Consider the following 21,331-nt stretch of genomic DNA (forward strand, 5'->3'; position numbering starts at 1 on the left):
GGGCCAGAAAGTGAGAGAAAACTTACATTCGGCGGACGGGGCAGACGGCAACGGCAGGCAGTCCCGGAGGACTGCCTGCCGTGGTGGTTTTTCTGCCGCCGGACCGGGCCTAGTGGGCCGCGGCTGCTGCACTCTCCCGGGCGATTGTCTTCGGGTCCGTGAGCTTCTTGTTCGGAAGCGCGAAGGTGATCAGGAAGGCGATTCCGGTGAGTACGGCGGCCGTGAGCATGACGGCGTCGATCGACTGCGCGAAGCCTTCAACAATGGGGCGGGTCAGCGTCGGGTTGGCGGTATGCAGCCAGCTGGTGTCGTTCAGCGAGTCATTGCTGGCGCCGTTCTTAAAGAAGTCGTACAGCTTGGCATTGGCGGGGTCGGCGGCCACGGCGGGATCCTTGAGGACCTTGAGGTAGTCCGCGTTCTGCACGGCGTCCTTCATGCCGGTGGCGATCTTGTCCGCAGCGAGGCTGAAGAGCATCGAGATGAACACGGCCGTTCCAACTGCGCCGCCCATGGAGCGGAAGAACGCGGCCGAGGAGGTGCCCACGCCCATGTCCTTGGACGGAACGGAGACCTGCATGGCCAGCGTCAGCGGCTGCATGCAGAAGCCCAGGCCCAGGCCGAAGAAGACCGCGATGACGCCGGGGACCCACAACGGCGTGTCGACGCCGAGCGAGAGGCCCATGACGACGGCGGCCGCGGTCAGGACTGCGGTGCCCAGGATCGGGAAGATCCGGTACGTGCCCGACGCCGAAATGGTCCGGCCGGCCGTGATGGAGCCGGTGAGGATACCCACCGTGAAGGTGATCATCATCAGGCCGGCCTGCGTGGGGGTCAGGCCCTTGACCAACTGCAGGTACATGGGGAGCATGGCGATGGCGCCGAACATGCCAATGCCGATGATGAAGTTCAGCAGCGAGGACAGGCCGAAGGTGGTGTTCTTGAACAGCCGCAGCGGGATCAGCGCGTAGTCGGCCGCATGACGTTCGACCAGCAGGAACGCGATGATGCCCACGACGCCCAGTCCGTAGCAGATGTAGGAGTTGGCGGAGCTCCAGCCCCAGCTGCGGCCCTGTTCGGCGACGAGCAGGAGGGGAACAATCGCCAGGGTGATGGCGGCGGCGCCCCAGTAGTCGATCTTTTGCTTGACGTGCTTGGCGGGCAGGTGCAGGTACAGGAACACCACGGCGAGGGCCGCGAGGCCGATCGGGATGTTGATGAGGAACACCCAGCGCCAGCCGTCGATGCCGAGGATGGTCTCGGTGCCCGCGAAGGCGCCGCCGATCACCGGACCCAGCACGGAGGAGACGCCGAAGACGGACATGAAGTAGCCCTGGTACTTGGCGCGGTCCTTGAGCGCCACGATGTCGCCGATGATGGTCAGGGCGAGGGCCAGCAGGCCGCCGGCGCCCATGCCCTGGATGCCGCGGGCAATGGCGAGCTCGGTCATGGAGTGGACCGAGCCGGCGTAGAGCGAGCCGGCGAGGAAGATCAGGATGGCGATGAGGTACAGCGGGCGGCGGCCGAAGATGTCGCTGAGCTTGCCGTACAGCGGCGTGCTCACGGTGGAGGTGATCAGGTAGGCGGTGGTGGCCCAGGCCTGCAGGGAAAGCCCGTCGAGGTCGTTGGCGATCGTGTAGATCGACGTGGACACGATCGTCTGGTCCAGCGAGGACAGGAACATGCCGAGCATGAGTCCGACCATGACGGTGATGGTCTGACGGTGGGTCAGGACCTCTCCCGCGGCGCGCACGGAGGTGGTTTTGGACATGACTGCTCCAGGGGGAAGTGTGGGGATCAAGCTGATAGTTGCTTTCAGTAACTATGTTACTGGCACATTTGTTCCCGCTACTACCGTCCGGAGAAGAAAGTCCTCAGCGTTCCACGAGGATTCCATCCGGATCGCACCAGATCATCGCGCCGGGGCGGACGGTCACGCCGTCGATCTCCAGCGGCACGTCCACTGACCCGGCGCCGTCCTTGGCGCTCTTTCGCGGGTTGCTGCCCAGCGCCTTGACCCCGAGCGGCAGCGCCGCGATGGCGAGACGGTCCCGGATGGCTCCGTTGATGACGACGCCGGCCCAGCCGTTCGCGACGGCGTTCGCCGCGATCATGTCCCCCATCAGCGCCGTGCGGAGGGAGCCGCCGCCGTCCACCACCAGGACGGAGCCGTTGCCGGGAGTGGCCAGGATGGACTTGACCAGAGCATTGTCTTCTAAACACCGGATGGTCCGCGCCGCGCCGCTGAAGTGGGTGCGCCCGCCCAGGGACTGGAACTGTAGGGACACGGAGTCGAGCTCCGGGCCGCGCTCATCGAAAAGGTCTGCGGTGTTGACGGCGGAAGCGGTCACGAGTGCTCCTTAGGTGCTGGCAGTAGGGTGTGGTGGCAGCAGGGTCATCTAGAGACTCGCACACTTCCAATGAACCTGCCGAGGCCCGGTAGTCTGGCTCCGCACTGATACACCCGTTTGATCATCAGTTCCAGGGGGAGCCATGAGCATGTCCGATACCACCGCGCCGGCACTCGCCGAACCCGAGCGCCGCGTCCGGCCGGTCTGGACTGCCGGGGTGGTCCTGGTCAACGTCGGCATCAACGCGGCCTTCTTCGCACCGCTCCAGGTGCTGCTGGGCCAGCAGGCGGCAGCCTTCAGCGAGCCGGACAAGGAAGCCATCCTCGCCCTCGTCACGGGTGCCGGCGCGGCCGTCTCATTGGTCGCCAACCCCCTCTTCGGCGCCTTCAGTGACCGGACCACCTCGCGCCGGGGCCGCCGGGTGCCGTGGGTGCTGTTCGGCGCCGTCCTGGGGGCCGCGGCGCTGATCGCCCTGGCGGGGGCCCCGACTGTCGCCGTCATGACGCTGCTCTGGTGCCTGGTCCAAGCCGGCTGCAACGGCGCCTACGCGGCCATCACCGCGGCCATCCCGGACAGGGTGCCTGTTCCCCAGCGCGGCACGGTGGGCGGCCTCGCCGCGATGGGCCAGACGGCGGGAATCCTGGCCGGGGCGGTGATCGCCTCCGCCGTCGCCGGAAACTTCGCCGCGGGGTACTTCGTCTGCGCGGCCGCCCTGCTCGCCGGCGTCGTCCTCTATTACGTCAAGAACGACGACGTCCCGCTGCCAGCGCAGGCCCGCCCGCCCTTCAGCCTGGCCGGCTTTGTGCGCGGCTTTTGGATCTCGCCGGTCCGCCACCCGGATTTTGCCTGGGCCTGGCTGACGCGCCTGCTGGTCAACATCGGCAACCACATGATCACCCTTTACTTGTTGTTCTTCCTCAGCGACGCCGTCCGGGTCCGCCAAACGGAAGGCATCGAACCCGCGTTCGGCGTGCTGATCCTGACCGGCCTGTACGCGGTCATGGTGATTATCACCAGCGTGGTGGGAGGCCGGTTGAGTGACCGCCTGGGCCGCCGGAAGCCGCTTGTCATCTTCTCCTCCGCGTTGATCGCGGCGGCCTCGCTCATTCTCGCGTTCGCACCCACCTGGCCGGGGGCGCTGCTCGGGGCCTCTGTGCTGGGCATCGGCTTCGGCTGCTACCTTGCGGTGGACTTCGCCCTCATCACCGAGGTGCTCCCGACGGCCCTGAACCGGGGCAGGGATCTTGGCGTCATCAACATCGCCAACTCCTTGCCGCAAGTGCTCGCACCGCTCATCGCGTTTCCGTTTGTGACCCTGTGGGGCGGCTATGTGGCGCTGTATGTTGCCGCCGCAGTGATTGGGCTCCTGGGCGCCGTGTTCGTGGTGAAAATCAAGGGCGTCGACTGAGGCCTTCGCTCCCTTTCCGGGGCCTCGTACGGCCGCGGCTGACGGGCCGTACGCCCGGTTTCGTGGCGTATAGTGGACGGCAATTGCCGCGGCAGCGCTGTGGGCGGAACGCTCACAGCCGCCGAGAAAAACGACCCCCGGAACGCTGCTGATGCCTGACTTTCACTCAGATCTTCCACCGATGGCCCCTCCCCCCACCCTGCCCCGGCAACGGCTCCGTTACGTGCGGATCCTGGAGGTAGCCGCCGGGTTTGCCCGCAAGGGCCTTGATTCCGTGGTCCTTTCCGAGGTGGCGGCCAAGGCGGACGTTCCGCTGGGGACGCTGTACCGTTATTTCCCCTCGGCCACCCAGCTGGTCCTGGCGCTGTACCGCAAGCAACTGGGCGAGCTGCTTGCGGGGACCCCCTCGGACGAGGGAAAAGCTGCGGCCCCGGCGCCGGCGCTCGCGGGGGTTGTGATGGAGATCTTCCACATGCGCCTCATGCAGCCCGCCGTCGAGCAGTGCCTCAACCGGGCGGTCTACGTCAAGGACACCGACACCACGCGGTTGCTCCGCGAGATCGACGCGACGGCCGAGAAGGCGGTGACCGCCGCATGCGGCGACGCCGCCGTCGCCCGGGTCCTGTTGCTGACGGTGACCGGACTGGTTCAAGCCGTCCGCTGCCGCAGGCTGTCCCTGTTCGAAGCCGAGGGGGACCTAAAGACGGCCTGCTCGCTCCTGGAAAGGGCCCGCCAGACCGCGTAACCGGTCTAGACCAGCGGGCCGCAAAACTCCCACTTTGAAGTGATCTGGGTCACATGATGACGTGGATAAACGTTTCACCACGGGGGCGCCCCGTCTCTTCCCGGCAAAACCGGCGCGGTCCCCTGTTTACCATTGCTGGACCGGAGGCGGCTGACGCCAGCAACTCCGGGGGCACTTCGGACGACCGCCACCTCTGGTCGCCGACGCTCCCGCCAGACCAACTCGAGCATCGCCATGCTCGGGCTTCCAAGAGCCGTGCGCCCACGGTGAGTCCCAGGAGACAACGACGTGTCCACTGAAACGTTCATTCCCGCCGATTCCACTTCCCCGGCCGAGACAGTCGCCGCCCCCAGCGACGAGGAGATCTTCGCATCCCACCAGGGCGGCAAGCTTTCGATCTCCAGCACCGTCCCGCTCGCCAGCAAGCGTGACCTCTCCATCGCCTACACGCCCGGGGTGGCGCAGGTCAGCCGGGCAATCCGCGCCAACCCCGAGCTCGCCAAGACACTCACGTGGGCCCAGCGCCTCGTGGTCGTCGTCAGCGACGGCACGGCCGTGCTCGGCCTGGGCAACATCGGGGCAAGCGCCTCGCTGCCCGTGATGGAGGGCAAGTCCGCGCTGTTCAAGGCCTTCGGAGAGCTCGACTCCATCCCACTGGTCCTCAACACCACCGATGTGGACGAAATCGTCGAAACCATGGTCCGTCTGCGCCCGAGCTTCGGTGCCGTCAACCTGGAGGACGTCGCCGCACCCCGTTGCTTCGAACTCGAGGAAAAGCTCATCGAGGCACTGGACTGCCCGGTCATGCACGATGACCAGCACGGCACCGCCGTCGTGGTCCTCGCCGCCCTGACGAATGCCGCGAAGGTGACCGGCCGGACTCTCGGGAGCCTGCGCGTGGTGGTCTCCGGCGCCGGGGCCGCCGGGATCGCCGTCGCCGAAATCCTGTTAACCGCCGGCATCGGCGACGTCGTCCTCCTGGATTCCCGCGGTGCGATCAGCATGGATCGGGCGGACATCGCCGCCGATCCTGCCAGCAAGAAGGCCGTGCTCGCCGCCCGCAGCAACCCGCGCGGCGTCACCGGGGGCCCCGGTGAGGCGCTGCTCGGCGCCGACGTGTTCGTGGGTGTCTCCTCCGCCAAGCTGGACGAAGAGCACCTCAAGCTGATGAACCACAGCTCGATCGTTTTCGCCCTCTCCAACCCGGACCCGGAAGTCCTGCCGGAGGTCGCCAGCAAGTACGCGGCTGTGGTCGCCACCGGACGCAGCGACTTCCCGAACCAGATCAACAACGTGCTGGCCTTCCCCGGGATCTTCCGCGGAGCCCTCGACGCCGGCGCCCGCCGGATCACGCCGGCCATGAAGCTCGCCGCGGCCCGGGCCATCGCCGCCCTGGCCGAGGACGACCTTTCCGCCGATTACATCGTGCCCAGCCCGCTTGATCCCCGGGTTGCGCCGGCGGTTTCCGCGGCCGTCGCCGCCGCGGTTGAGGCCGAGTAAGTCCGCGCGCACTGCGGCACGCGGCGGGGGCGGCGCATCCTTGGGGGAGCGCCGCCCCCGCCTTGGCGGTTCGGACCTGCCGGTTCTGACCCGGCCTAGACTGGGGCCATGAACCCCGAGACCGTCGTGACCGTGCTTTGCGGCGTCGCCATCCTGGTGGGCGTGGCCGGGACCATCCTCCCCGTCCTGCCCGGCAGTATCCTGATCGGGCTTAGCCTGCTCGCCTGGGCACTGTGGGGCGGAGCGGGAACCACCGGGTGGGTAGTTTTCGCGATCGGCCTGGTGTTCGTCTTGGCCGGCATGGCCGCTGGCGCCGTCCTGACCGGCCGCAAGCTCAAGCAGCACAGCATCCCGGGCCGGTCCGTGGCGGTGGGGCTGGTGCTGGGCGTGGCCGGGATGTTCCTCATCCCCGTGGTCGGGCTCTTCGTGGGCTTCGCCGCCGGGCTCCTGCTCAGCGAACTGCAGCGCACGCGGGTCTTCAGCAGCGCGGTCGCCTCCAGTTGGGCTGCGATGAAGGCCACCGGCTTGGGCATGCTCGCGGAATTCGGCCTCGCATGCCTCTCCGCGAGCACCTGGGTGATAGGCCTCTGGGTCGCCTCGGCCGCCTAGCAGCGCCCCGCCGGACCCTACTAGCATGGGGTCATGAGCTCCGGACTTGGAGAATCGGCCCCGCGCATTCCTGAGCGCCAACGCAGGCCGTACACCGACACCCGCGACCTGACGCCGTTCCGCAAAGCCCTGGTCCGGACGCCTGTCCGCGGCCTCGCCGGGAACGTGGGCGGCGTGGTCGCCGGACTCATGGCAGGCCGCGACCCCGGGACACTGGCCGCCGAAGGCGGCGTACCCCGCCTGGGCAAAGTCGCCGGCCGCACGGCCGGCAAGACGGCCAAGGCCGTGCACGATGCCATCTTCAGCAGCACTGACCCGGACCGGCTCATTACCCTGGCCCGCACCTACCCCGGCTGGGCCGGCCTCTGCTACCTCATGGCCGGGCTGCTGGCCTACGCCCACGGCGGGCACCTGCGCGCATCCGAACTCCTGCAGCACGGCCTCGGACTCCGGAACGACGCCGAAGCTAACCGCTACGCCGCCGTGTACCTGGCCGGGGTTAGCACCAGGGTTGAGGTCGCCGAGCGAATTGAGGTACCGGTGCTCTTCAGCGAGGAGGCCGTGTTCCTGGCACTGTCGCATTCCCTGCGCGAGACCGGCCAGACGGAGGCGGCGCTTGCGGCCCTCGCCGGCCTGCCGCCGTCGCTCCCGCTGGCCCTGGCCCGCTGTTCCCTTGCGGCCGAACTGGGGCGCGACGCGGAGGTGGTGGCGGACACCGAGGGACTGCTGAACGCGGACGACCTGGCGGCTGCGCTGTTGCTGGTCCGGGCCCGTTCCCTGCGCAGGCTCGGAGCCTACGGCGCGGCCCGTGCCGCCCTCCAGGAGGTTTTGAGGCGCCGGAAGACAGATTTCACGCTGCGCAGCGACGCGATGACGGACCGTGCCCTGCTCCTCCTGGACGCGGGCCGCAAGACCCTTGGATCCCGGGAATGGCAGCGTCGCAAACCGGCAGAAGTGGCGGCTGTGAAGGCCATCCGGAAGGATGCGGAGATGCACGAACTCTGGGACCGCGAATACGGTCGCACTGACGGGGACTGACCGGCGTCCGGGTCATTTACGGGGAAAATCCACGTATTCACTACCCTTGCGGGTCCCCGGGGCGGGGAGTACAAACGAGGCATGAGAGATGCGGTCGAGCGCTGGATGCAGCACTACATCACGGCGTGGACGACGAACGATCCTGAGGACATCCGGGCCCTGTTCACGGAGGACGCCGTCTATGCGACCAGCCCCCAGGAACCCGAACCGTGGCGTGGGCGGGAAGACATCGTAGAGCACTGGCTTGACGGGCGTGATGAGCCTGATGACTGGACGTTTGAGTGGAAGATCCTGGGGGTCGACGGCGGCCGGGCATTTGTGCAGGGCCTGACCACGTATCGCGGCAACAGCAGGAGCTATGACAACCTGTGGATCATCCAGCTGACGGCGGACGGCCGCGCGTCGTCGTTCACCGAGTGGTACATGCAGCGCAAGTAGCCGTCCCGCGGATTCCCCGGACTATGAACCCGCCACGGCTGCGCCGAGGGCGGGCATGATCTGTTCGGCCAGCAGTGCGGCACCGAGAATCAGCATGATGATGCCGCTGGTGAGCGTTACGTGGCGGGCGGCGCCCGGCCTGGCATGCAGCAGTTTCCGGGCCAGAAGTGCCACGCAGCTGTAGATGACGGCGACGAGCAGGACGAAAGTGAGCCCGAGCAGACCCGATTGGACCGGAACCGGCAACGCGGCATCCGGGCTGACGAACTGCGGCACCAGGGCTACGAAGAACAGCAGGCCCTTGGGATTGATCCCGCTGATGCCCACGCCCTGGAAGAAGACCCGGAACTGGCTCGCGGAAGCGGCCGCCGGCGGACCATCCGTGCCGGAACCGAAGCTGGCGCCCCGCCAGGACCTCAGGGTGCTGAAGCCAAGCCACAGCAGGTAGAGGGCGCCCGCGGCCGTCAGCCAGCCGAGCACGCCGGGCATCCCGGCCAAGAGTGCCGCCAGGCCCAGCACCAGGAGCACCGTGTGCAGGGCGTAGCCGCCGCAGAGCCCAGCGACGGCGGGGGCGAAGCTGCGCTGCCTCAGCCCGGCAGCAATCGAATATGCCCAGTCAACGCCGGGAGTGCAAGCCAGGGCGACGGCGACAACCAGGAAAGCGAAGAAAAGCTGGGGGTTCACGGCAGGACTCCAGGGGTGCGGCACCTCGTAGCAGGTACAGGGAAAACTCTAGGCAAAATCGCCCCATAAGTGTTCGCCTATTTACTGCAGAATCTCCGATACTGGGTAAGATAATTGCGTGATTGACGCCATTGACAGGAATATTTTGCGCCACCTCCAAACGGACGGGCGGATGACTGCCACGGCCCTGGCTGCGAAGGTCGGTTTGACGGTGGCACCGTGCCACCGCCGGCTGCGGGATCTGGAGTCGGCGGGGATCATCCGCGGCTACCGGGCGGACATTGATCCGGCCGCCGTCGGGCTCGGATTCGAGGCAATCGTGTTCGTCACGCTGCGCCAGGTGGACCGATCCACGATGGAAATCTTCGAGAACCGGGTGGCGGACAATCCAAATATCGTGGAGGCCCAGCGGCTCTTTGGTTCGCCGGACTATCTACTGAAGGTCATTGCGGAGGACCTGCCGTCCTACCAGCGCTTCTACGACAGCGAACTCACCTCGCTGCCCGGCGTCGAACGCCTGACGTCCACCCTGGTCATGAAAAACCTGAAAGCCAACGCGGGTCCGCCGGTCTGAGCCCTGTGCAGGGCATCGGGAGTCCGGCCCCGGGTGCCGCGGCGGGCTTAGGCGCCCAGCAGCCCCGTGGTCCGGTACGGGATGACTTCGCGCAGGAACATGCTTGTCGAGGTCCGGACGATCCCTGGGCACAGCCGGATCTCCTCGGACACGCGGTAGAGGTCGTCGGGACTCGTGGCCACCACCCGGATCAGGAGATCGGTGTCGCCGGCCGGGGCGTGGCATTCGAGCACTTCCGGGATGTTGCGCAGGGCGGCGATCGCCTCGTCGAGGTGGCTCTGGTCCAGTTCCGCGCTCACGGCGGCCGCCACGCCGCGGCCCAAGGCGGCGGGCACCACCCGACTGCTGTTCGGACGGAGTGCGCCCGACGCCTGCATCCGCTCTAGGCGGGACTGCACCGTACCGCGTGCCAGGCCCAACTTCTGCGCAAGGACCATCACCGGCACGCGGGGATCATCGTCCAATGCGGCGAGGATCCGGCGGTCCGTCACGTCAAGCTCCTGCAAAATGATCACTTCCTGCTCCCCGTTTCGAATAGAGTTGATCAGATTGACTACTCCATCAACGGTCTGTTGCACCAACTGTAGGTCTTCTGCTCAAATAGTGACAACAGAGGGGCAAGGCTACCGCCACCGCCCCGAAGGCTACAGGCACCCCGGCACACCACCCGGACCCTGGATGAGGCTCCCGCAAGGAACCCGCCGCTGACTGACTCTTGTTCACGCATCGTCAATCCGCACACCGCATTTCAACACGGCAAGAGCCCCTGAGCCACCGACGTCGGATGTCCCGAAGTCATCGGTAGCTGAGGGGCTCTTGTGTGCTCCGCCCGGCAACGCGGGGTCACATCGCGCCCATGTTTGGCTCCATCATGGGCCGGATCTGACCCCGCGTTGGTATTTGAGGGGCTCCCGTGCCGCTCCGCATAGGCTGGTCCCATGACGTCAGCCGGCCGCTTCGCCCCCAGCCCCTCCGGTGAACTGCACGTGGGCAATCTCCGCACGGCCATCCTGGCGTGGCTTTTCGCCCGGTCCTCGGGCCGGCGGTTCCTGATGCGGGTCGAAGACCTGGACCGTGCGCGGGCCGGCGCCGAGGCCGAGCAGCTCCGCGATCTGACGGCGATCGGCGTGGACTGGGACGGCGGCGTCGTGCGCCAGACGGACCGGGAGCACCTGTACACCGCGGCCATCGCGCGGCTGACGGAGGCCGGACGAACCTACGAGTGCTTCTGTACCCGCCGCGAAATCCAGGAGGCCCCCTCCGCGCCCCATGCGCCGCTGGGCGCATACCCGGGCACCTGCCGCAATCTCGGCACCGCCGAGCGCGCGGCCAAACGGGCCGTCCGCCCGGCGGCTATCCGGCTCCGAGCCGACGTGGCGGAGGCTACGGTCCGGGATGTGCTCCACGGCCGCTACACCGGCGTGGTGGACGACTTCGTGCTCCGACGCAACGACGGTGTGACCGCCTACAACCTGGCCGTGGTGGTGGACGATGCCGCCCAGGGGATCGATCAGGTGGTCCGCGGAGACGACCTGCTGCCGTCCACGCCGCGGCAGGCATACCTGGCGTCCCTCCTAGATATGCCTGTTCCGGAATACGCGCATGTGCCGCTGGTACTGAACGCCGACGGCGCCCGCCTGGCCAAGCGCGACGGCGCGGTCACCCTCTCTGACCTGGCGCTGGCCGGCGTGACCGCGGACGAGGTCCGGGACGCGCTGCTCGCGTCCCTCGGCCTTCCTCCCGGCCCCCTGAAGCACGCAGTGGCCGCCTTCGACCCCGCCGCGCTGCCGCGCGAGCCCTGGGTGTGGCCCGGGATGCCGGACCCGCAGCCGGGAACCGCCACCCGGCCCGGACCGGAAGCCACGGCGCGTAGGCTGGATTCATGACCGAGCCCGCACACCCCCAGCCCCGCTTCACCGTCGAGACAGCCAAGGTCCTGGCCGAAGTGGCCCACAATCGACAGAAGGACAAGCTCAAGCGGCCGTACCGGGAGCATGTGATCGCCGTGGGGGATGCCCTGGCGGACTTCGACGACGACGTCCGGATCGCCGGATACCTCCACGACATCGCCGAGGACACCCCGATGACGCGTCAGGCGCTGCTGGACATGGGAGTCTCGGAGCGGGCAGCCAACATTATCGAGCGCGTCACCAAACGCCTCCACGAGAACCCGGACGACTACCAGGCCGGCATCCGCTATATCGCCGAAGACCACGACGCCACCCTGGTCAAAATTGCCGACAACGCGCACAATTCGCTACCCGAGCGCGTCAAGGCGCTTGCCGAGAAGTGGCCGGACAAGCCGCCGGTCACCCGTTACGACGAGGCCCGTCCGGTGCTCTATGCCGCCGTCCCGGTCGAAGAGACCCGCAAGATTCTGGCCCGGATCAACCCGTGGCTGCTGGATGAGCTGGACGACATGCTCGACGAGGCGGACGACACCGACTACGAGAATCTCTCCTACGAGGACGCCGGCAACGAAAATGCCGGACACAAAAATGCAGGGCACGAAAACGCCGGGCAGCGCGACTCGGGACCCGTGGGCGCGGCTGGCTAGCGGATACCGTCCCATAGCGCGCGTTCCCAAGCCCGGGGGTCCTGCACCACGCCGGGAATGCCGTCGAACCGCCTGGTGATCCTGTGCCCGGGGTCGTATGCCGGCCAGCCCGGGTCACCGCTGGTCGCAAAGGACACCCAGGCCGCGTGCATGGCGTCTGCCAGCTCCTGTGGAGGATTCGCGCCCAGGAGCGGCCCGAACAGACGGGCGTTCGTGTCCAGGGTGTCAAAGACGAACGGCACTTCCAGGGCGTGGACCGCGCCAAGGCCGGGCGCAGCCCAGGCGAACTCGTACATGTAGGTGCCCGCGCCGGAAGCCTGCGCGGCGTTCGCATGAGCCTCCGCCAGGCGGATCGCCGGAATCCGTACCCACCAGTCCGTCTGCACGGCCGCCAGAAGTTCACCGGGAGTGGCGGCCGGGTAGTGGTCGCGATACGCGTCGACCGCAGTTGGGACCGGGAGGCCGTAGGCGGCCGGCGGCGGGAACCCCTCAATGCTGTCCGCTCCGCGCAGGCTCTCGTCCGTCACGTCGGCCAGCACGCCGGTAATGGCCAGGAACAGCTTCCAGTCTTCGGTGTTCGTGCCGATCATCACGTCGACGTGGGCGCCGGCCCCCGCGGCTATCCGCTCGATCGGACGGCGGGGAACGACGTCGCCGTCGATCACCGGCTGCCAGGGCATCAGGCTCGCCGCCACCTCGGGGCCCCAATGCTCAGGATCCGGGTGGGCCAGCAGTTCAGCCTTCAGCTCCGTCTGCGCCGAGAGAAACCTCCTGACCGGGACGGCCGCGATGGCCGCGCGGGTCTGCGGAACTCCGAGCTTCTGCGCCAGGGACCGTCCGATCCGTTCGGCGGCCGGGGCCGGGATGACGTGGTGGGCCGCCCCGCTCTGCAGGATGGCCCGCCGGAACAAGCCTGCGGCGCGGGGGATGGCGAGAAGAACACCGATGCTCATCGCCCCGGCCGACTCGCCAAAGACGGTGACGTTTCCGGGGTCGCCCCCGAAGTTCGCGATGTTGTCCCGCACCCACTCAAGGGCCGCGACCTGATCGAGGAGGCCCACGTTGGCGTGCCCGTCGTCGAGATAGAGGAACCCGTCGGCGCCCACGCGCCAGTTGATCACAACGCACACGACGCCGTCGCGGGCGAAGTTCCGGCCGTCGTAGGCCGCCGTCGAGCCGACTTCGAACGCGCCGCCCTGGATCCAGACCATCACCGGGCAGCCCGTGCCGGACGGGCCGGTGGCGGCCGGCCCCGCGGCGGGGGCCCAGATGTTGAGGTTCAGGCAGTCGTCCCCGCTGAGGGCGGTGTCCCAATCGGACCCCGCGCTGACCGGCGGAGCGACCTGGGGAGGCGCGGCCCCGTACTCCATGGCATTCCGGACGCCGGTCCACGACGCGGCCGGCTGGGGCGGCAGGAGCCTGTTCGGTCCGGTCGGCGGTGCCGCGTAGGGGATGCCCAGGAAGGTACGGACGCCGTCGGCCTCCGCGCCGCGCAGCGTGCCACACAGGGTGTTGACGACAGCGTCCATGGCCATGACCGCCACTCTGGCAGGCTCCGGGTGCGCCGGAAAGGGCCGAAGGTCACCGTCTGGACAGCAGTGACTGCAACGCGGGGTCAGATCGCGCCCATCCCGGACCCGAACATGGGCCGTATCTGACCCCGCGTTGCTCTGGTTACACCCGGCCCAGGGCGTCGATGTCCTCGAGGAACAGCTGGTGCACCTCTTCGCTGACCGTCGTCCGGGTGTCGCGGATGGCATCGAGGTAGTCCTGGGTCGAGGGGCCCTTCCGGACCGCCTCGCGAACCGAGGGGCTGCCACCGGAGGCCGCGCCGCCGTCGTCGTACACCGCTTTTTCCAGTGCCCGCTGGGAGGCGCTGCGGGCCGCATACTCAATGTCCGCGGGGGAGAAGCCTTCGGTGCGGTCCACGAGGAGTTCCACGTCGACGTCGTCCACCACTGCGGCGGGGATGAAGCGCTGCCACATCGCCTCGCGGGCCTGCCGGTCCGGCAGGCCGATCGGGATGACGTAATCGAACCGGCCGTGCCGCAGGAAAGCCGAATCCAGGGCGCGGATGAAGTTGGTGGCGCAGACCAGGAGCCGGCCGGGCTGTTCGCGGAAGGCCGGGATGATCTTGAGGAGCTCGTTGGTGACGCCCTGCAGGGGAGAGGGCGGTTCGCCCGAGCGCTGCGCCGCGATCTCCTCGACCTCGTCGATGAAGACCACGGCGTGCTCCAGCTCGGCGATCTCCAGGAACGTTTCCCGCAGGGCCCCGGCCAGGCCCTGCGGATCGGCGGCCAGCCGGGACGGGAAGACCTCCACGAACGGCCACTCCAGCCGGGACGCGATCGCCTTGGCGAAGGTCGTCTTCCCGGTGCCGGGCGGCCCGAACAGGACCACGGCGCGCGGGGGCACCACGCCGTATTCGTCGGCGAGGTCGGCCTCGGCCAGCGGCAGGACCAGGCGGCGTTCCAGCAGTTCCTTTTCGCGGCGCATGCCCGCCACGTTCTCCCACAGGTCGCGGGCCAGGATGCGGCCGCCCAGCAGGCTGAGCGGCTCCAGCTCCTGGCGCTGGACCGGGATTTTCCGTTCGAAATAGCGCAGGTTTTTCTTGAGCACGAAGCCGCGGCCCAGGAAGGCCTCCACCCGGGTTTCGGCCTCGGGCATGAGCGCGGAGAGCTTGTTGAGCCCGTGCGGGGCCATCCGGTTCTCGACGGCGGCCAGCAGGGAGGTGCCGATCCCGCGGCCCCGGAACTCGGGCAGCGTGGCCAGGAAAACGATCCAGCCCTGGTCGTGGGCGGCGCGTCCGACGGCGGCGCCCACCACCTGTTCGCCCTGCACCGCAACCACGGCGTGGTCTTTTTCGCACGAGGCCAGGACCTCGGAGAGCGCGTAGACGGGCTCCACGTTCGATTCCTTCAGGGACTCCCAGAGGTGCAGGATGCCGTCAAGATCGGCCGAGTGGAAGTCTCTGATCCGCCAATTGGTCATGAAGTGTCTCCCGGATGGTTCGTCGCTGAGCCGGTGGGCGCCAGTGTGGGCGCCTCTGCTGAGCATATGCGAACCATCCGGGCCGGGACGTTGCGCGGACGTTGCGTTACGCGCAGGACCTACATCCAGAAGCGGGCCGGCCGGCTACTCCGGACCTTGTCCCGTGTTCCCCGACGGCCGGTTGGCCATGAGCGGATACGGGCCGGTGAAGCCGTCGCGGACGGCGGCGATTTCCAGGATGCGGTGCCGGGAAAGACGCCAGCCGAGCATCAGGAGCGGAACGATGACCACGAGGGACGCGATGGTCCACGTTCCCACCGGCGAGTCGAAGGCCATGAGGACCAGCACCGCCAGGAGGAAGGCCAGCGTGATCCAGCCGGTGACGGGCGCGCCCGGCATCCGGAACGAGGGCCGGAGCAGTTCCCCGCGGGCCGCCAGCCGGGCAAGCTGCATCTGGCACAGCACGATCATGGCCCAGGTGCTGATGATGCCCAGCGACGCAACGTTCAGCACGATCTCGAAGGCCTCGGCCGGAACCACGGCGTTCAGGATGACGCCCAGGACGGCCACGCCGGCCGTCAGGGCGATGCCGCCGTAGGGGACGCCGGCCTTGTTCATCCGGGCGGCGAATTTAGGCGCAGAACCCGACATGGACATGGAGCGCATGATCCGGCCGGTGGAGTACAGGCCGGCATTGAGCGAGGACAGGGCCGCGGTCAGGACCACGAGGTTCATGATGGCGTCCACGCCGTCCACGCCGATCGAGCCGAAGAACGTCACGAACGGGCTTTCGCCGGCCTTGTAGGCGCCGTAGGGCAGCAGCAGCGAGAGCAGCACGAGCGAGCCCACGTAGAACACGGCAATGCGGACAACCACCGTGTTGATGGCCCGCGGCATGATCTTCTCCGGGTTCTCCGTCTCGCCGGCGGCGGTGCCGATCAGCTCGATTGAGGCGTAGGCGAACACGACGCCCTGCATCACCACCACTGCCGGCAGCAGCCCGTTGGGGAACAGGCCGCCGTTGTCCGCGATGAGGCTGAAGCCGACCTCCTGGCCCGCCACCGGGGTCCCGAAGATGACGAAGTAGACGCCGACGAGCAGGAAGGACACGAGCGCCACCACCTTGATCAGCGCGAACCAGAATTCCAGCTCGCCGAAGACCTTGACGCTGATGAGGTTCAGGCCCAGGACCAGGATGAGGGCGGCCAGGGCCCAGGTCCATTGCGGCACGTCCGCGATGGGCGCCCAGTACTTCTTGAAGAAGTTCATGTACAGGGCGACGGCGGTGATGTCCACGATCGCGGTCATCGCCCAGTTCAGCCAATACAGCCAGCCGGTGACGAACGCGGCCTTCTCGCCAAAGAATTCCCGGGCGTAGGAGACGAAAGAGCCCGAGGACGGCCGGTGCATCACGAGTTCGCCGAGGGCGCGCAGGATCATGAACGCAAAGAACCCGCAGACGGCATAGCTGATGATCAGCGCCGGGCCGGCGGTGGCGAGCCGGCCGCCGGCGCCCATGAACAGGCCGGTGCCGATGGCCCCGCCAATCGCGATCATCTGCACCTGCCGGGGTTTCAGGCCCTTGTGGTAGCCCTGGTCCTCGGCGTGCAGTGCCGCCTCCGAGGCATGGGCATGCACCGGAATGGTGTGGTCGGAGAGCTGTTGCTGGACCGGCTGTTCTTGTTTTTGGGCGCGGGCAGTGTCAGGAGAAGTCATGGGGGTCCTTCGGGGTTCGAGGGTACGTTACTTGCTCAGGTTGGCCAGGCGCTGCGGGCTGAGGAGCTCGGTGAGCTGCTCCGCGGTGAGCAGCCCGTGTTCGAGCACGAGCTCAGCGACCCCCTTGCCCGTGGCGAGGGCTTCCTGCGCGATGGCCGTGGCCGTGGCATAGCCCAGGTGCGGGTTGAGGGCGGTGACGAGCCCGATTGACTGCTCCACCGTGAGGCGGAGCCGTTCGGTGTTGGCGGTGATGCCCCGGACGCAGCGGGCCGTGAGGGTGCGGCAGGCGGCTTCCAGGTGGGAGATGCTCTTGTGGAGGCTGTGGACAATAATCGGTTCGAAGGCGTTGAGCTGAAGCTGGCCGGCCTCGGCGGCCATGGTGATGGTGACATCGTTGCCGATGACCTCGTAGGCCACCTGGCTGACCACTTCGGGGATGACCGGGTTGATCTTGCCGGGCATGATCGAGGAGCCGGACTGCACGGCGGGGAGGTTGATCTCGCCGAAGCCGGCGCGCGGGCCGGAGGACAGCAGCCGGAGGTCGTTGCAGATCTTGGACAGCTTCACCGCGACCCGCTTGAGCACCCCGGAGAGGTGCACAAAGGCGCCGACATCCTGGGTGGCCTCGATCAGGTCCACCGCTGTGACCAGAGGGAGGCCGGTGATCTCGGCCAGGTGCCGGCAGGCGGCCTCGGCGTAACCGGCCGGCGCGTTCAGGCCGGTGCCGATCGCCGTGGCGCCAAGGTTGATTTCGTGGATCAACAGGTCGGCCTCGGCCAGGCGGAGCCGGTCCTCACCGATCGTGACGGCGTAGGTGCCGAATTCCTGGCCGAGCGTCATGGGGACGGCGTCCTGCAGCTGGGTGCGGCCCATCTTCACTACCGTACGGAATTCGAGCGCTTTGGCGGCGAAGGCGTCTTCAAGTTCGGTGAGCGCTTCGAGCAGTTCCCGGGCGGCGAAGATCGTGCCGAGCTTGACGGCCGTGGGGTAGACGTCGTTGGTGGACTGGCTGAGGTTGACGTGATCGTTGGGGTGCAGCCGGGCGTAGTCGCCCTTGGGGTGGCCGAGGATTTCCAGGGCCCGGTTGGCGATCACCTCGTTGGCGTTCATGTTCGACGACGTCCCGGCGCCGCCCTGGATGACATCCACCACGAACTGCTCGCTGAGCTTGCCGTTCATGACGTCGGAGCAGGCCTCCTCAATGGCCTGCGCGCGCCCGGCATCGAGCAGTCCGAGCTCGTGGTTGGTGCGGGCGGCGGCCAGTTTCACGGCGGCCAGTCCCCGGACCAGGTACATGTTGGAAGAGAGCGGCTGGCCGGTAATGGGGAAGTTCTCCACGGCCCGGAGGGTGTGGACACCCCAGTAGGCGTCGGCCGGAACATCCCGGTCGCCCAGGAGGTCGTGTTCGGAGCGGAAAGCTGCGGTGTTGTCGATCGAAGTCATGGCTGTCCTTACAGGGCGTCGAAGGCGTTGGGATCGTTGGGGGTCCGGCCGGCACCAAGGAAGTCGGTCGCCTGCAAAAGACCGACGGGCCGGCCGCCGCCCAGCACAGGGGATGCGGCGAGGCGCGCCAGGGAGGAGGTGTCGACGTCGAGCACGGCCAGGAGCCGCACGGTGGCCGGCATCCGGGCCCGGTCCCCGCCGTCGGAGATCTTCACTGCGACGCCGCGGCCGTCCGGCAGTCCCACCAGCTGGACACCCTCGAACCCGTCCTTGGCCAGAAGGCCGGGGACCAGGCGCATCAGCGCGGTGACGTCACGGTCCTCGCCAGCCACCATGTACGGGTGGCGGCGCATGGCGCCGGCGACGGCGGCCTCTGCGCTCTTCCCGGATTCAGCCACTGCGGCCAGCTTGCCGAACGCACGGGCCATCCCGCGCAGGGTGAGGGCGAAAAGCGGCGTGCCGCAGCCGTCAGTTGACGTGCGCTCCGGCTCCTCGCCGGTCAGCTCCGTCACGGTACGGGCCACGAGCTGCTGCAACGGGTGCCCCGGGTTCAGGTATCCCCGAACCGGCCAACCGTTGATGACACAGGTGGCGGCCATGGCGGCGTGCTTTCCCGAGCAGTTCTGCGCCAGCTGGGTGGCCTCACCGCCGCCGCCGAGCCATTCCCCGCGCTCGCGGGCGCCGTAGGGCAGGTCGGTGCTGTTCTCCAGGTCTCCGGGGGTCAGCCCGTGCAGGTCCAGGATGCGCCGCGCCCCGTCGCGGTGGGCGGCGGCGCCCGAGTGGCTGGCGGCGGCGAGGGCGAGGAGTTCGTCCGGAAGGTCCAGGCCGGCGCGGACCATGGCGACGGCCTGCAGCGGCTTCAAGGCGGAGCGCGGGTAGAACGGGGCGAGGGGCTCCCCGGCGGCGAGGAGGGTACTGCCGTCTGCCCCGGTGGCGATTGCCGAGCCGTAGTGGACACTCTCGACCACGCCGTCGCGGGTCTGGACCGCGAGCGGGACGTGCTGCGGGAGACCCGCCGGGGCCGGCGGGGTGGGGAGGTGCGCGAGGGCGGGAGAAATCATTGCGTCCTTTGGCGGTGGTGTCGGGTAGTGCCGGTCAAGCTGCTGATGTGGTGGTTGGGGCTGGTGAACCTGCCCGCCTTGGCGCGGGGCCGGGTGCCGGCCGTCACGGGTTCAGGATCGAGTCGAGGGCAACGCCGACGGCGTGCAGGTGCTGGCTCATGGCGATGCGCGCCGTTGCCGCGTCGCCGGCCTCGATGGCGGCCAGGATGCGCCGGTGCTCCTCGTCGGAGGCCCGTTGGCGGTCCGCGACCATGTTCAGGGTCTCGGACTGGTGGGCCAGGGCCTCGCGGATGTCCGCCACGACGTTTTCGAACACCTTGTTCCCGCTGGCCCGCGCGATCAGCGCGTGGAAGCTCGAGTCCAGGCCCACCCACACTTCGGGGTCGTCCTCGGCGGTCATTGCGGCGACGACGTCCCGCATGGTGTCCAGTTCCTCGGGCGACCTGCGTTCGGCGGCCAGTCCGGCGGCAGGCACTTCGATGTGGGGCCGGGCCTCGGTGAGGTCATGCGCGGAGTACTGGCCCAGGACCAGGTCGTTGGCCACGCGGTTGGCGACGACGAACGTGCCCCGCCCGGTCCGCGTGACGGTCAGGCCCAGTGCGGTGCAGGAGCGCAGGGCCTCGCGGACTACGGAGCGGCTCACGCCGTACTGCTGGGCCAGTGTGGCCTCCGAGCTCAGTTTGGCGCCGACGCCGAGCTTCCCGGATTCGATTTCGGCCCGGAGGACATTGAAGACGGCTTCGGCCGCGCTGAGGCGGGCGAGAGGCTGTCCTGCTGTCCGGCTGTCTGACAGGTTCACGCTTCAAATATGGCAGGGGTCACACCGGGTGTCAACTGTGACGGCGGCCCGGGGGCAGGAGTCCGGGCCGCCGTCAGCCCAGCTGTCGGCCGTTTGCCTACAACGCGGCGAGCAGCTGCTTCATGTCCGCGATTTCCCTGGTCTGGGCGGACGCGATGTCCCTGCCCAGCCGCACGGCATCGGCGTTCTCGCCGCTGCGGACCTCTGCATTCGCCATTTCCACGGCGCCCCCGTGGTGCGCGATCATCTGCTGCAGAAAGAGCTTCGCGGCCTCGTTTCCCTGGGCGGCATCGAGCCTCTTGAGATCGTCGTCGCCCATCATGCCGGACATGGCATGGCCGCCGGCCATCTGCGCGGGCTCGTTCCAGGCCGTGAGCCAGCCCGTCATCTTCTCGATCTCCGGGCCTTGCGCGGCCTTGATCTTGGTGGCCAGTGCCTTGATCCTCGCGTCGGCCCCTTGCTTCGCAAGCATCGTCTCGCTCATCTCTACGGCCTGGGCATGGTGGGGGATCATGCCCTGGGCAAAGAGGGTGTCGGTGCCGTTGTGGCCGGCGTCGGCAGCTGCCGGCCGAGAGCTCGCGGCCGTGGTGCCGTTGCCCATTCCGGCCATGGTGCTACCGGGGTTTGAGCCCGGGGTGGTGGAGCAGCCGGCCAGGGCAATTATCGCGGCGAGGGCGGTTGCGGAAATGGTGAGGGTCTTGTTCATGTCAGATCTGTCCTTTGGAATTCCGGCGGCGGACGCCGGCGTCGGGCGGGGCGGCCGCGCAAGAGGGCGGCGCGCCCGCGGGCATGTTGAAGCGCCGGAAAATCAACGGCGCGGGCCCGGTCTACGTCCGGCTGATGGACAGATCGTTGGGTGTGGGTGAGTCGGGGATGTGCTGGGACGCCGACCACTGGGCCGCGGCGGTGGCGGCCCATGGGCGGGCCAGCGCCATTGTGGTGCCCGGCGGCGGTGCGCTCAGGGAGGCGCTGGACGCGAAGGGCGTGCACTCCGGGTGTGCGGCCGGCTTCTCGGCGCAGCCGCCCTGGCAGGTGCACGACGCCGGCGTCGGCGTGCCGCCGGCTGTCGCCGAAGCCGCCGACGCGGGAATGGCGGCGGCGGAAGTGCCCGCCGCAGATTCCATGGCGGCCGAGTGGCCGGCACTGTCCAGGCCGGCAGGCATGTCATGAGGAACCGCCGCGGACGTGGCCGCGGCGTCCCAGTGGGGCGCCCGGCTGTGCCCTGCGTGGAAGCCGGCAAGGATGTGCATGCCGAGGAACCCCGCAATGACGGCAAGGATGCCGGCCAGGAGTGCTGCGCGGCGGAGGAGAGTTGCCGGGGGTGCTGCGGGGGCGGCGGTCACGGCGGTCCTCCTGTCTGTGCCCTTGCGCTGCTAACCATCGCGTGAGCCAGTGTTGCGCGGCGGCCCTTCTAGGGTAC

At 68.3% G+C, this 21,331-nt stretch carries 21 protein-coding genes; 9 read left to right on the plus strand and 12 right to left on the minus strand.

Going from position 1 to position 21,331, the window contains the following annotated elements:
* Positions 1-109 precede the first annotated feature (109 nt).
* Both C8D78_RS18835 and rraA read right to left on the minus strand, forming a co-directional pair.
* Positions 110-1,768 (minus strand): MDR family MFS transporter, encoded by a 1,659-nt coding sequence (locus C8D78_RS18835; RefSeq protein ID WP_120955396.1) that lies wholly within the window; start codon positions 1,766-1,768, stop codon positions 110-112.
* A 103-nt stretch (positions 1,769-1,871) separates the two neighbouring features.
* Complete coding sequence (rraA, locus tag C8D78_RS18840; RefSeq protein WP_120955397.1) at positions 1,872-2,348, minus strand: ribonuclease E activity regulator RraA; 477 nt, start codon at positions 2,346-2,348, stop codon at positions 1,872-1,874.
* 142 nt (positions 2,349-2,490) lie between these two features.
* On the opposite strand from rraA, the gene C8D78_RS18845 reads away from it, so the two are divergent.
* The 6 genes from C8D78_RS18845 (at position 2,491) to C8D78_RS18870 (ending at position 8,086) form a co-directional block, all read left to right on the plus strand.
* Positions 2,491-3,756, plus strand: a complete 1,266-nt coding sequence (locus tag C8D78_RS18845) for an MFS transporter (RefSeq protein WP_120955398.1) — start codon at positions 2,491-2,493, stop codon at positions 3,754-3,756.
* A gap of 181 nt (positions 3,757-3,937) precedes the next feature.
* The gene (locus C8D78_RS18850; RefSeq protein ID WP_425266721.1) at positions 3,938-4,501 is read left to right on the plus strand and encodes a helix-turn-helix domain-containing protein; all 564 of its coding nucleotides are present in this window, start codon (positions 3,938-3,940) and stop codon (positions 4,499-4,501) included.
* 306 nt (positions 4,502-4,807) lie between these two features.
* Complete coding sequence (locus C8D78_RS18855; protein WP_120955440.1) at positions 4,808-6,001, plus strand: NAD(P)-dependent malic enzyme; 1,194 nt, start codon at positions 4,808-4,810, stop codon at positions 5,999-6,001.
* Between the two features lie 108 nt (positions 6,002-6,109).
* Positions 6,110-6,610: a DUF456 domain-containing protein gene (locus C8D78_RS18860; RefSeq protein ID WP_120955400.1), complete on the plus strand. Its 501-nt coding sequence runs from the start codon at positions 6,110-6,112 to the stop codon at positions 6,608-6,610.
* A 33-nt stretch (positions 6,611-6,643) separates the two neighbouring features.
* Positions 6,644-7,648, plus strand: a complete 1,005-nt coding sequence (locus C8D78_RS18865) for a hypothetical protein (RefSeq protein ID WP_120955401.1) — start codon at positions 6,644-6,646, stop codon at positions 7,646-7,648.
* Positions 7,649-7,729: 81 nt separating this feature from the next.
* Complete coding sequence (locus C8D78_RS18870; protein ID WP_120955402.1) at positions 7,730-8,086, plus strand: nuclear transport factor 2 family protein; 357 nt, start codon at positions 7,730-7,732, stop codon at positions 8,084-8,086.
* A gap of 21 nt (positions 8,087-8,107) precedes the next feature.
* On the opposite strand, the gene C8D78_RS18875 is transcribed toward C8D78_RS18870, so the two are convergent.
* Entirely contained in the window at positions 8,108-8,770 is a 663-nt protein-coding gene (locus C8D78_RS18875; protein WP_120955403.1) for a LysE family translocator, read from the minus strand.
* Positions 8,771-8,888: 118 nt separating this feature from the next.
* On the opposite strand from C8D78_RS18875, the gene C8D78_RS18880 reads away from it, so the two are divergent.
* Positions 8,889-9,344: an Lrp/AsnC family transcriptional regulator gene (locus tag C8D78_RS18880; RefSeq protein WP_120955404.1), complete on the plus strand. Its 456-nt coding sequence runs from the start codon at positions 8,889-8,891 to the stop codon at positions 9,342-9,344.
* A 47-nt stretch (positions 9,345-9,391) separates the two neighbouring features.
* Here C8D78_RS18880 and C8D78_RS18885 read toward each other — a convergent pair whose 3' ends face one another.
* Entirely contained in the window at positions 9,392-9,850 is a 459-nt protein-coding gene (locus tag C8D78_RS18885) for an Lrp/AsnC family transcriptional regulator (RefSeq protein ID WP_208642014.1), read from the minus strand.
* Between the two features lie 432 nt (positions 9,851-10,282).
* Between C8D78_RS18885 and gluQRS the strand changes: the two genes are divergently transcribed.
* Together gluQRS and C8D78_RS18895 are read left to right on the plus strand one after the other, a co-directional pair.
* A complete protein-coding gene (gene gluQRS / locus C8D78_RS18890) occupies positions 10,283-11,230 on the plus strand; it encodes a tRNA glutamyl-Q(34) synthetase GluQRS (protein ID WP_120955406.1) in 948 nt (315 codons plus the stop codon).
* A complete protein-coding gene (locus tag C8D78_RS18895; RefSeq protein WP_244208501.1) occupies positions 11,227-11,901 on the plus strand; it encodes an HD domain-containing protein in 675 nt (224 codons plus the stop codon). Before gluQRS ends, C8D78_RS18895 begins: the two co-directional genes overlap by 4 nt.
* On the opposite strand, the gene C8D78_RS18900 is transcribed toward C8D78_RS18895, so the two are convergent.
* The 8 genes from C8D78_RS18900 to C8D78_RS18935 all read right to left on the minus strand — a co-directional run bounded on the left by C8D78_RS18900 (position 11,898) and on the right by C8D78_RS18935 (position 21,254).
* Positions 11,898-13,436, minus strand: a complete 1,539-nt coding sequence (locus C8D78_RS18900; protein WP_244208502.1) for a carboxylesterase/lipase family protein — start codon at positions 13,434-13,436, stop codon at positions 11,898-11,900. The genes C8D78_RS18895 and C8D78_RS18900 overlap by 4 nt on opposite strands.
* A gap of 139 nt (positions 13,437-13,575) precedes the next feature.
* Positions 13,576-14,892 carry an ATP-binding protein gene (locus C8D78_RS18905; protein WP_120955407.1) on the minus strand — a complete coding sequence of 439 codons (1,317 nt, stop codon included), beginning with the start codon at positions 14,890-14,892 and terminating at the stop codon, positions 13,576-13,578.
* A 144-nt stretch (positions 14,893-15,036) separates the two neighbouring features.
* The gene (locus C8D78_RS18910) at positions 15,037-16,608 is read right to left on the minus strand and encodes an amino acid permease (RefSeq protein WP_208642013.1); all 1,572 of its coding nucleotides are present in this window, start codon (positions 16,606-16,608) and stop codon (positions 15,037-15,039) included.
* Positions 16,609-16,635: 27 nt separating this feature from the next.
* A complete protein-coding gene (locus C8D78_RS18915; protein WP_120955408.1) occupies positions 16,636-18,051 on the minus strand; it encodes an aspartate ammonia-lyase in 1,416 nt (471 codons plus the stop codon).
* Between the two features lie 8 nt (positions 18,052-18,059).
* Positions 18,060-19,112, minus strand: a complete 1,053-nt coding sequence (locus tag C8D78_RS18920; protein WP_120955409.1) for an asparaginase — start codon at positions 19,110-19,112, stop codon at positions 18,060-18,062.
* Between the two features lie 103 nt (positions 19,113-19,215).
* A complete protein-coding gene (locus C8D78_RS18925; protein ID WP_120955410.1) occupies positions 19,216-19,911 on the minus strand; it encodes a FadR/GntR family transcriptional regulator in 696 nt (231 codons plus the stop codon).
* A 97-nt stretch (positions 19,912-20,008) separates the two neighbouring features.
* On the minus strand, positions 20,009-20,617 hold the full coding sequence (locus tag C8D78_RS18930; protein WP_120955411.1) for a DUF305 domain-containing protein: 609 nt from the start codon (positions 20,615-20,617) through the stop codon (positions 20,009-20,011).
* A gap of 121 nt (positions 20,618-20,738) precedes the next feature.
* Positions 20,739-21,254, minus strand: a complete 516-nt coding sequence (locus C8D78_RS18935; protein WP_120955412.1) for a hypothetical protein — start codon at positions 21,252-21,254, stop codon at positions 20,739-20,741.
* Positions 21,255-21,331 lie beyond the last annotated feature (77 nt).

The sequence above is a fragment of the Arthrobacter oryzae genome (assembly GCF_003634095.1).
GTDB lineage: Bacteria > Actinomycetota > Actinomycetes > Actinomycetales > Micrococcaceae > Arthrobacter > Arthrobacter oryzae.

What these genes read in the sequence shown, in the direction of transcription:
- C8D78_RS18835 (WP_120955396.1), bottom strand. Translation starts at nt 1,768, where the DNA reads ATGTCCAAAACCACCTCCGTGCGCGCCGCGGGAGAGGTCCTGACCCAC.
- C8D78_RS18845 (WP_120955398.1), top strand. Translation starts at nt 2,491, where the DNA reads ATGAGCATGTCCGATACCACCGCGCCGGCACTCGCCGAACCCGAGCGC.
- C8D78_RS18850 (WP_425266721.1), top strand. Translation starts at nt 3,938, where the DNA reads ATGGCCCCTCCCCCCACCCTGCCCCGGCAACGGCTCCGTTACGTGCGG.
- C8D78_RS18860 (WP_120955400.1), top strand. Translation starts at nt 6,110, where the DNA reads ATGAACCCCGAGACCGTCGTGACCGTGCTTTGCGGCGTCGCCATCCTG.
- C8D78_RS18865 (WP_120955401.1), top strand. Translation starts at nt 6,644, where the DNA reads ATGAGCTCCGGACTTGGAGAATCGGCCCCGCGCATTCCTGAGCGCCAA.
- C8D78_RS18870 (WP_120955402.1), top strand. Translation starts at nt 7,730, where the DNA reads ATGAGAGATGCGGTCGAGCGCTGGATGCAGCACTACATCACGGCGTGG.
- gluQRS (WP_120955406.1), top strand. Translation starts at nt 10,283, where the DNA reads ATGACGTCAGCCGGCCGCTTCGCCCCCAGCCCCTCCGGTGAACTGCAC.
- C8D78_RS18895 (WP_244208501.1), top strand. Translation starts at nt 11,227, where the DNA reads ATGACCGAGCCCGCACACCCCCAGCCCCGCTTCACCGTCGAGACAGCC.
- C8D78_RS18900 (WP_244208502.1), bottom strand. Translation starts at nt 13,436, where the DNA reads ATGGCCATGGACGCTGTCGTCAACACCCTGTGTGGCACGCTGCGCGGC.
- C8D78_RS18905 (WP_120955407.1), bottom strand. Translation starts at nt 14,892, where the DNA reads ATGACCAATTGGCGGATCAGAGACTTCCACTCGGCCGATCTTGACGGC.
- C8D78_RS18910 (WP_208642013.1), bottom strand. Translation starts at nt 16,608, where the DNA reads ATGACTTCTCCTGACACTGCCCGCGCCCAAAAACAAGAACAGCCGGTC.
- C8D78_RS18915 (WP_120955408.1), bottom strand. Translation starts at nt 18,051, where the DNA reads ATGACTTCGATCGACAACACCGCAGCTTTCCGCTCCGAACACGACCTC.
- C8D78_RS18920 (WP_120955409.1), bottom strand. Translation starts at nt 19,112, where the DNA reads ATGATTTCTCCCGCCCTCGCGCACCTCCCCACCCCGCCGGCCCCGGCG.
- C8D78_RS18930 (WP_120955411.1), bottom strand. Translation starts at nt 20,617, where the DNA reads ATGAACAAGACCCTCACCATTTCCGCAACCGCCCTCGCCGCGATAATT.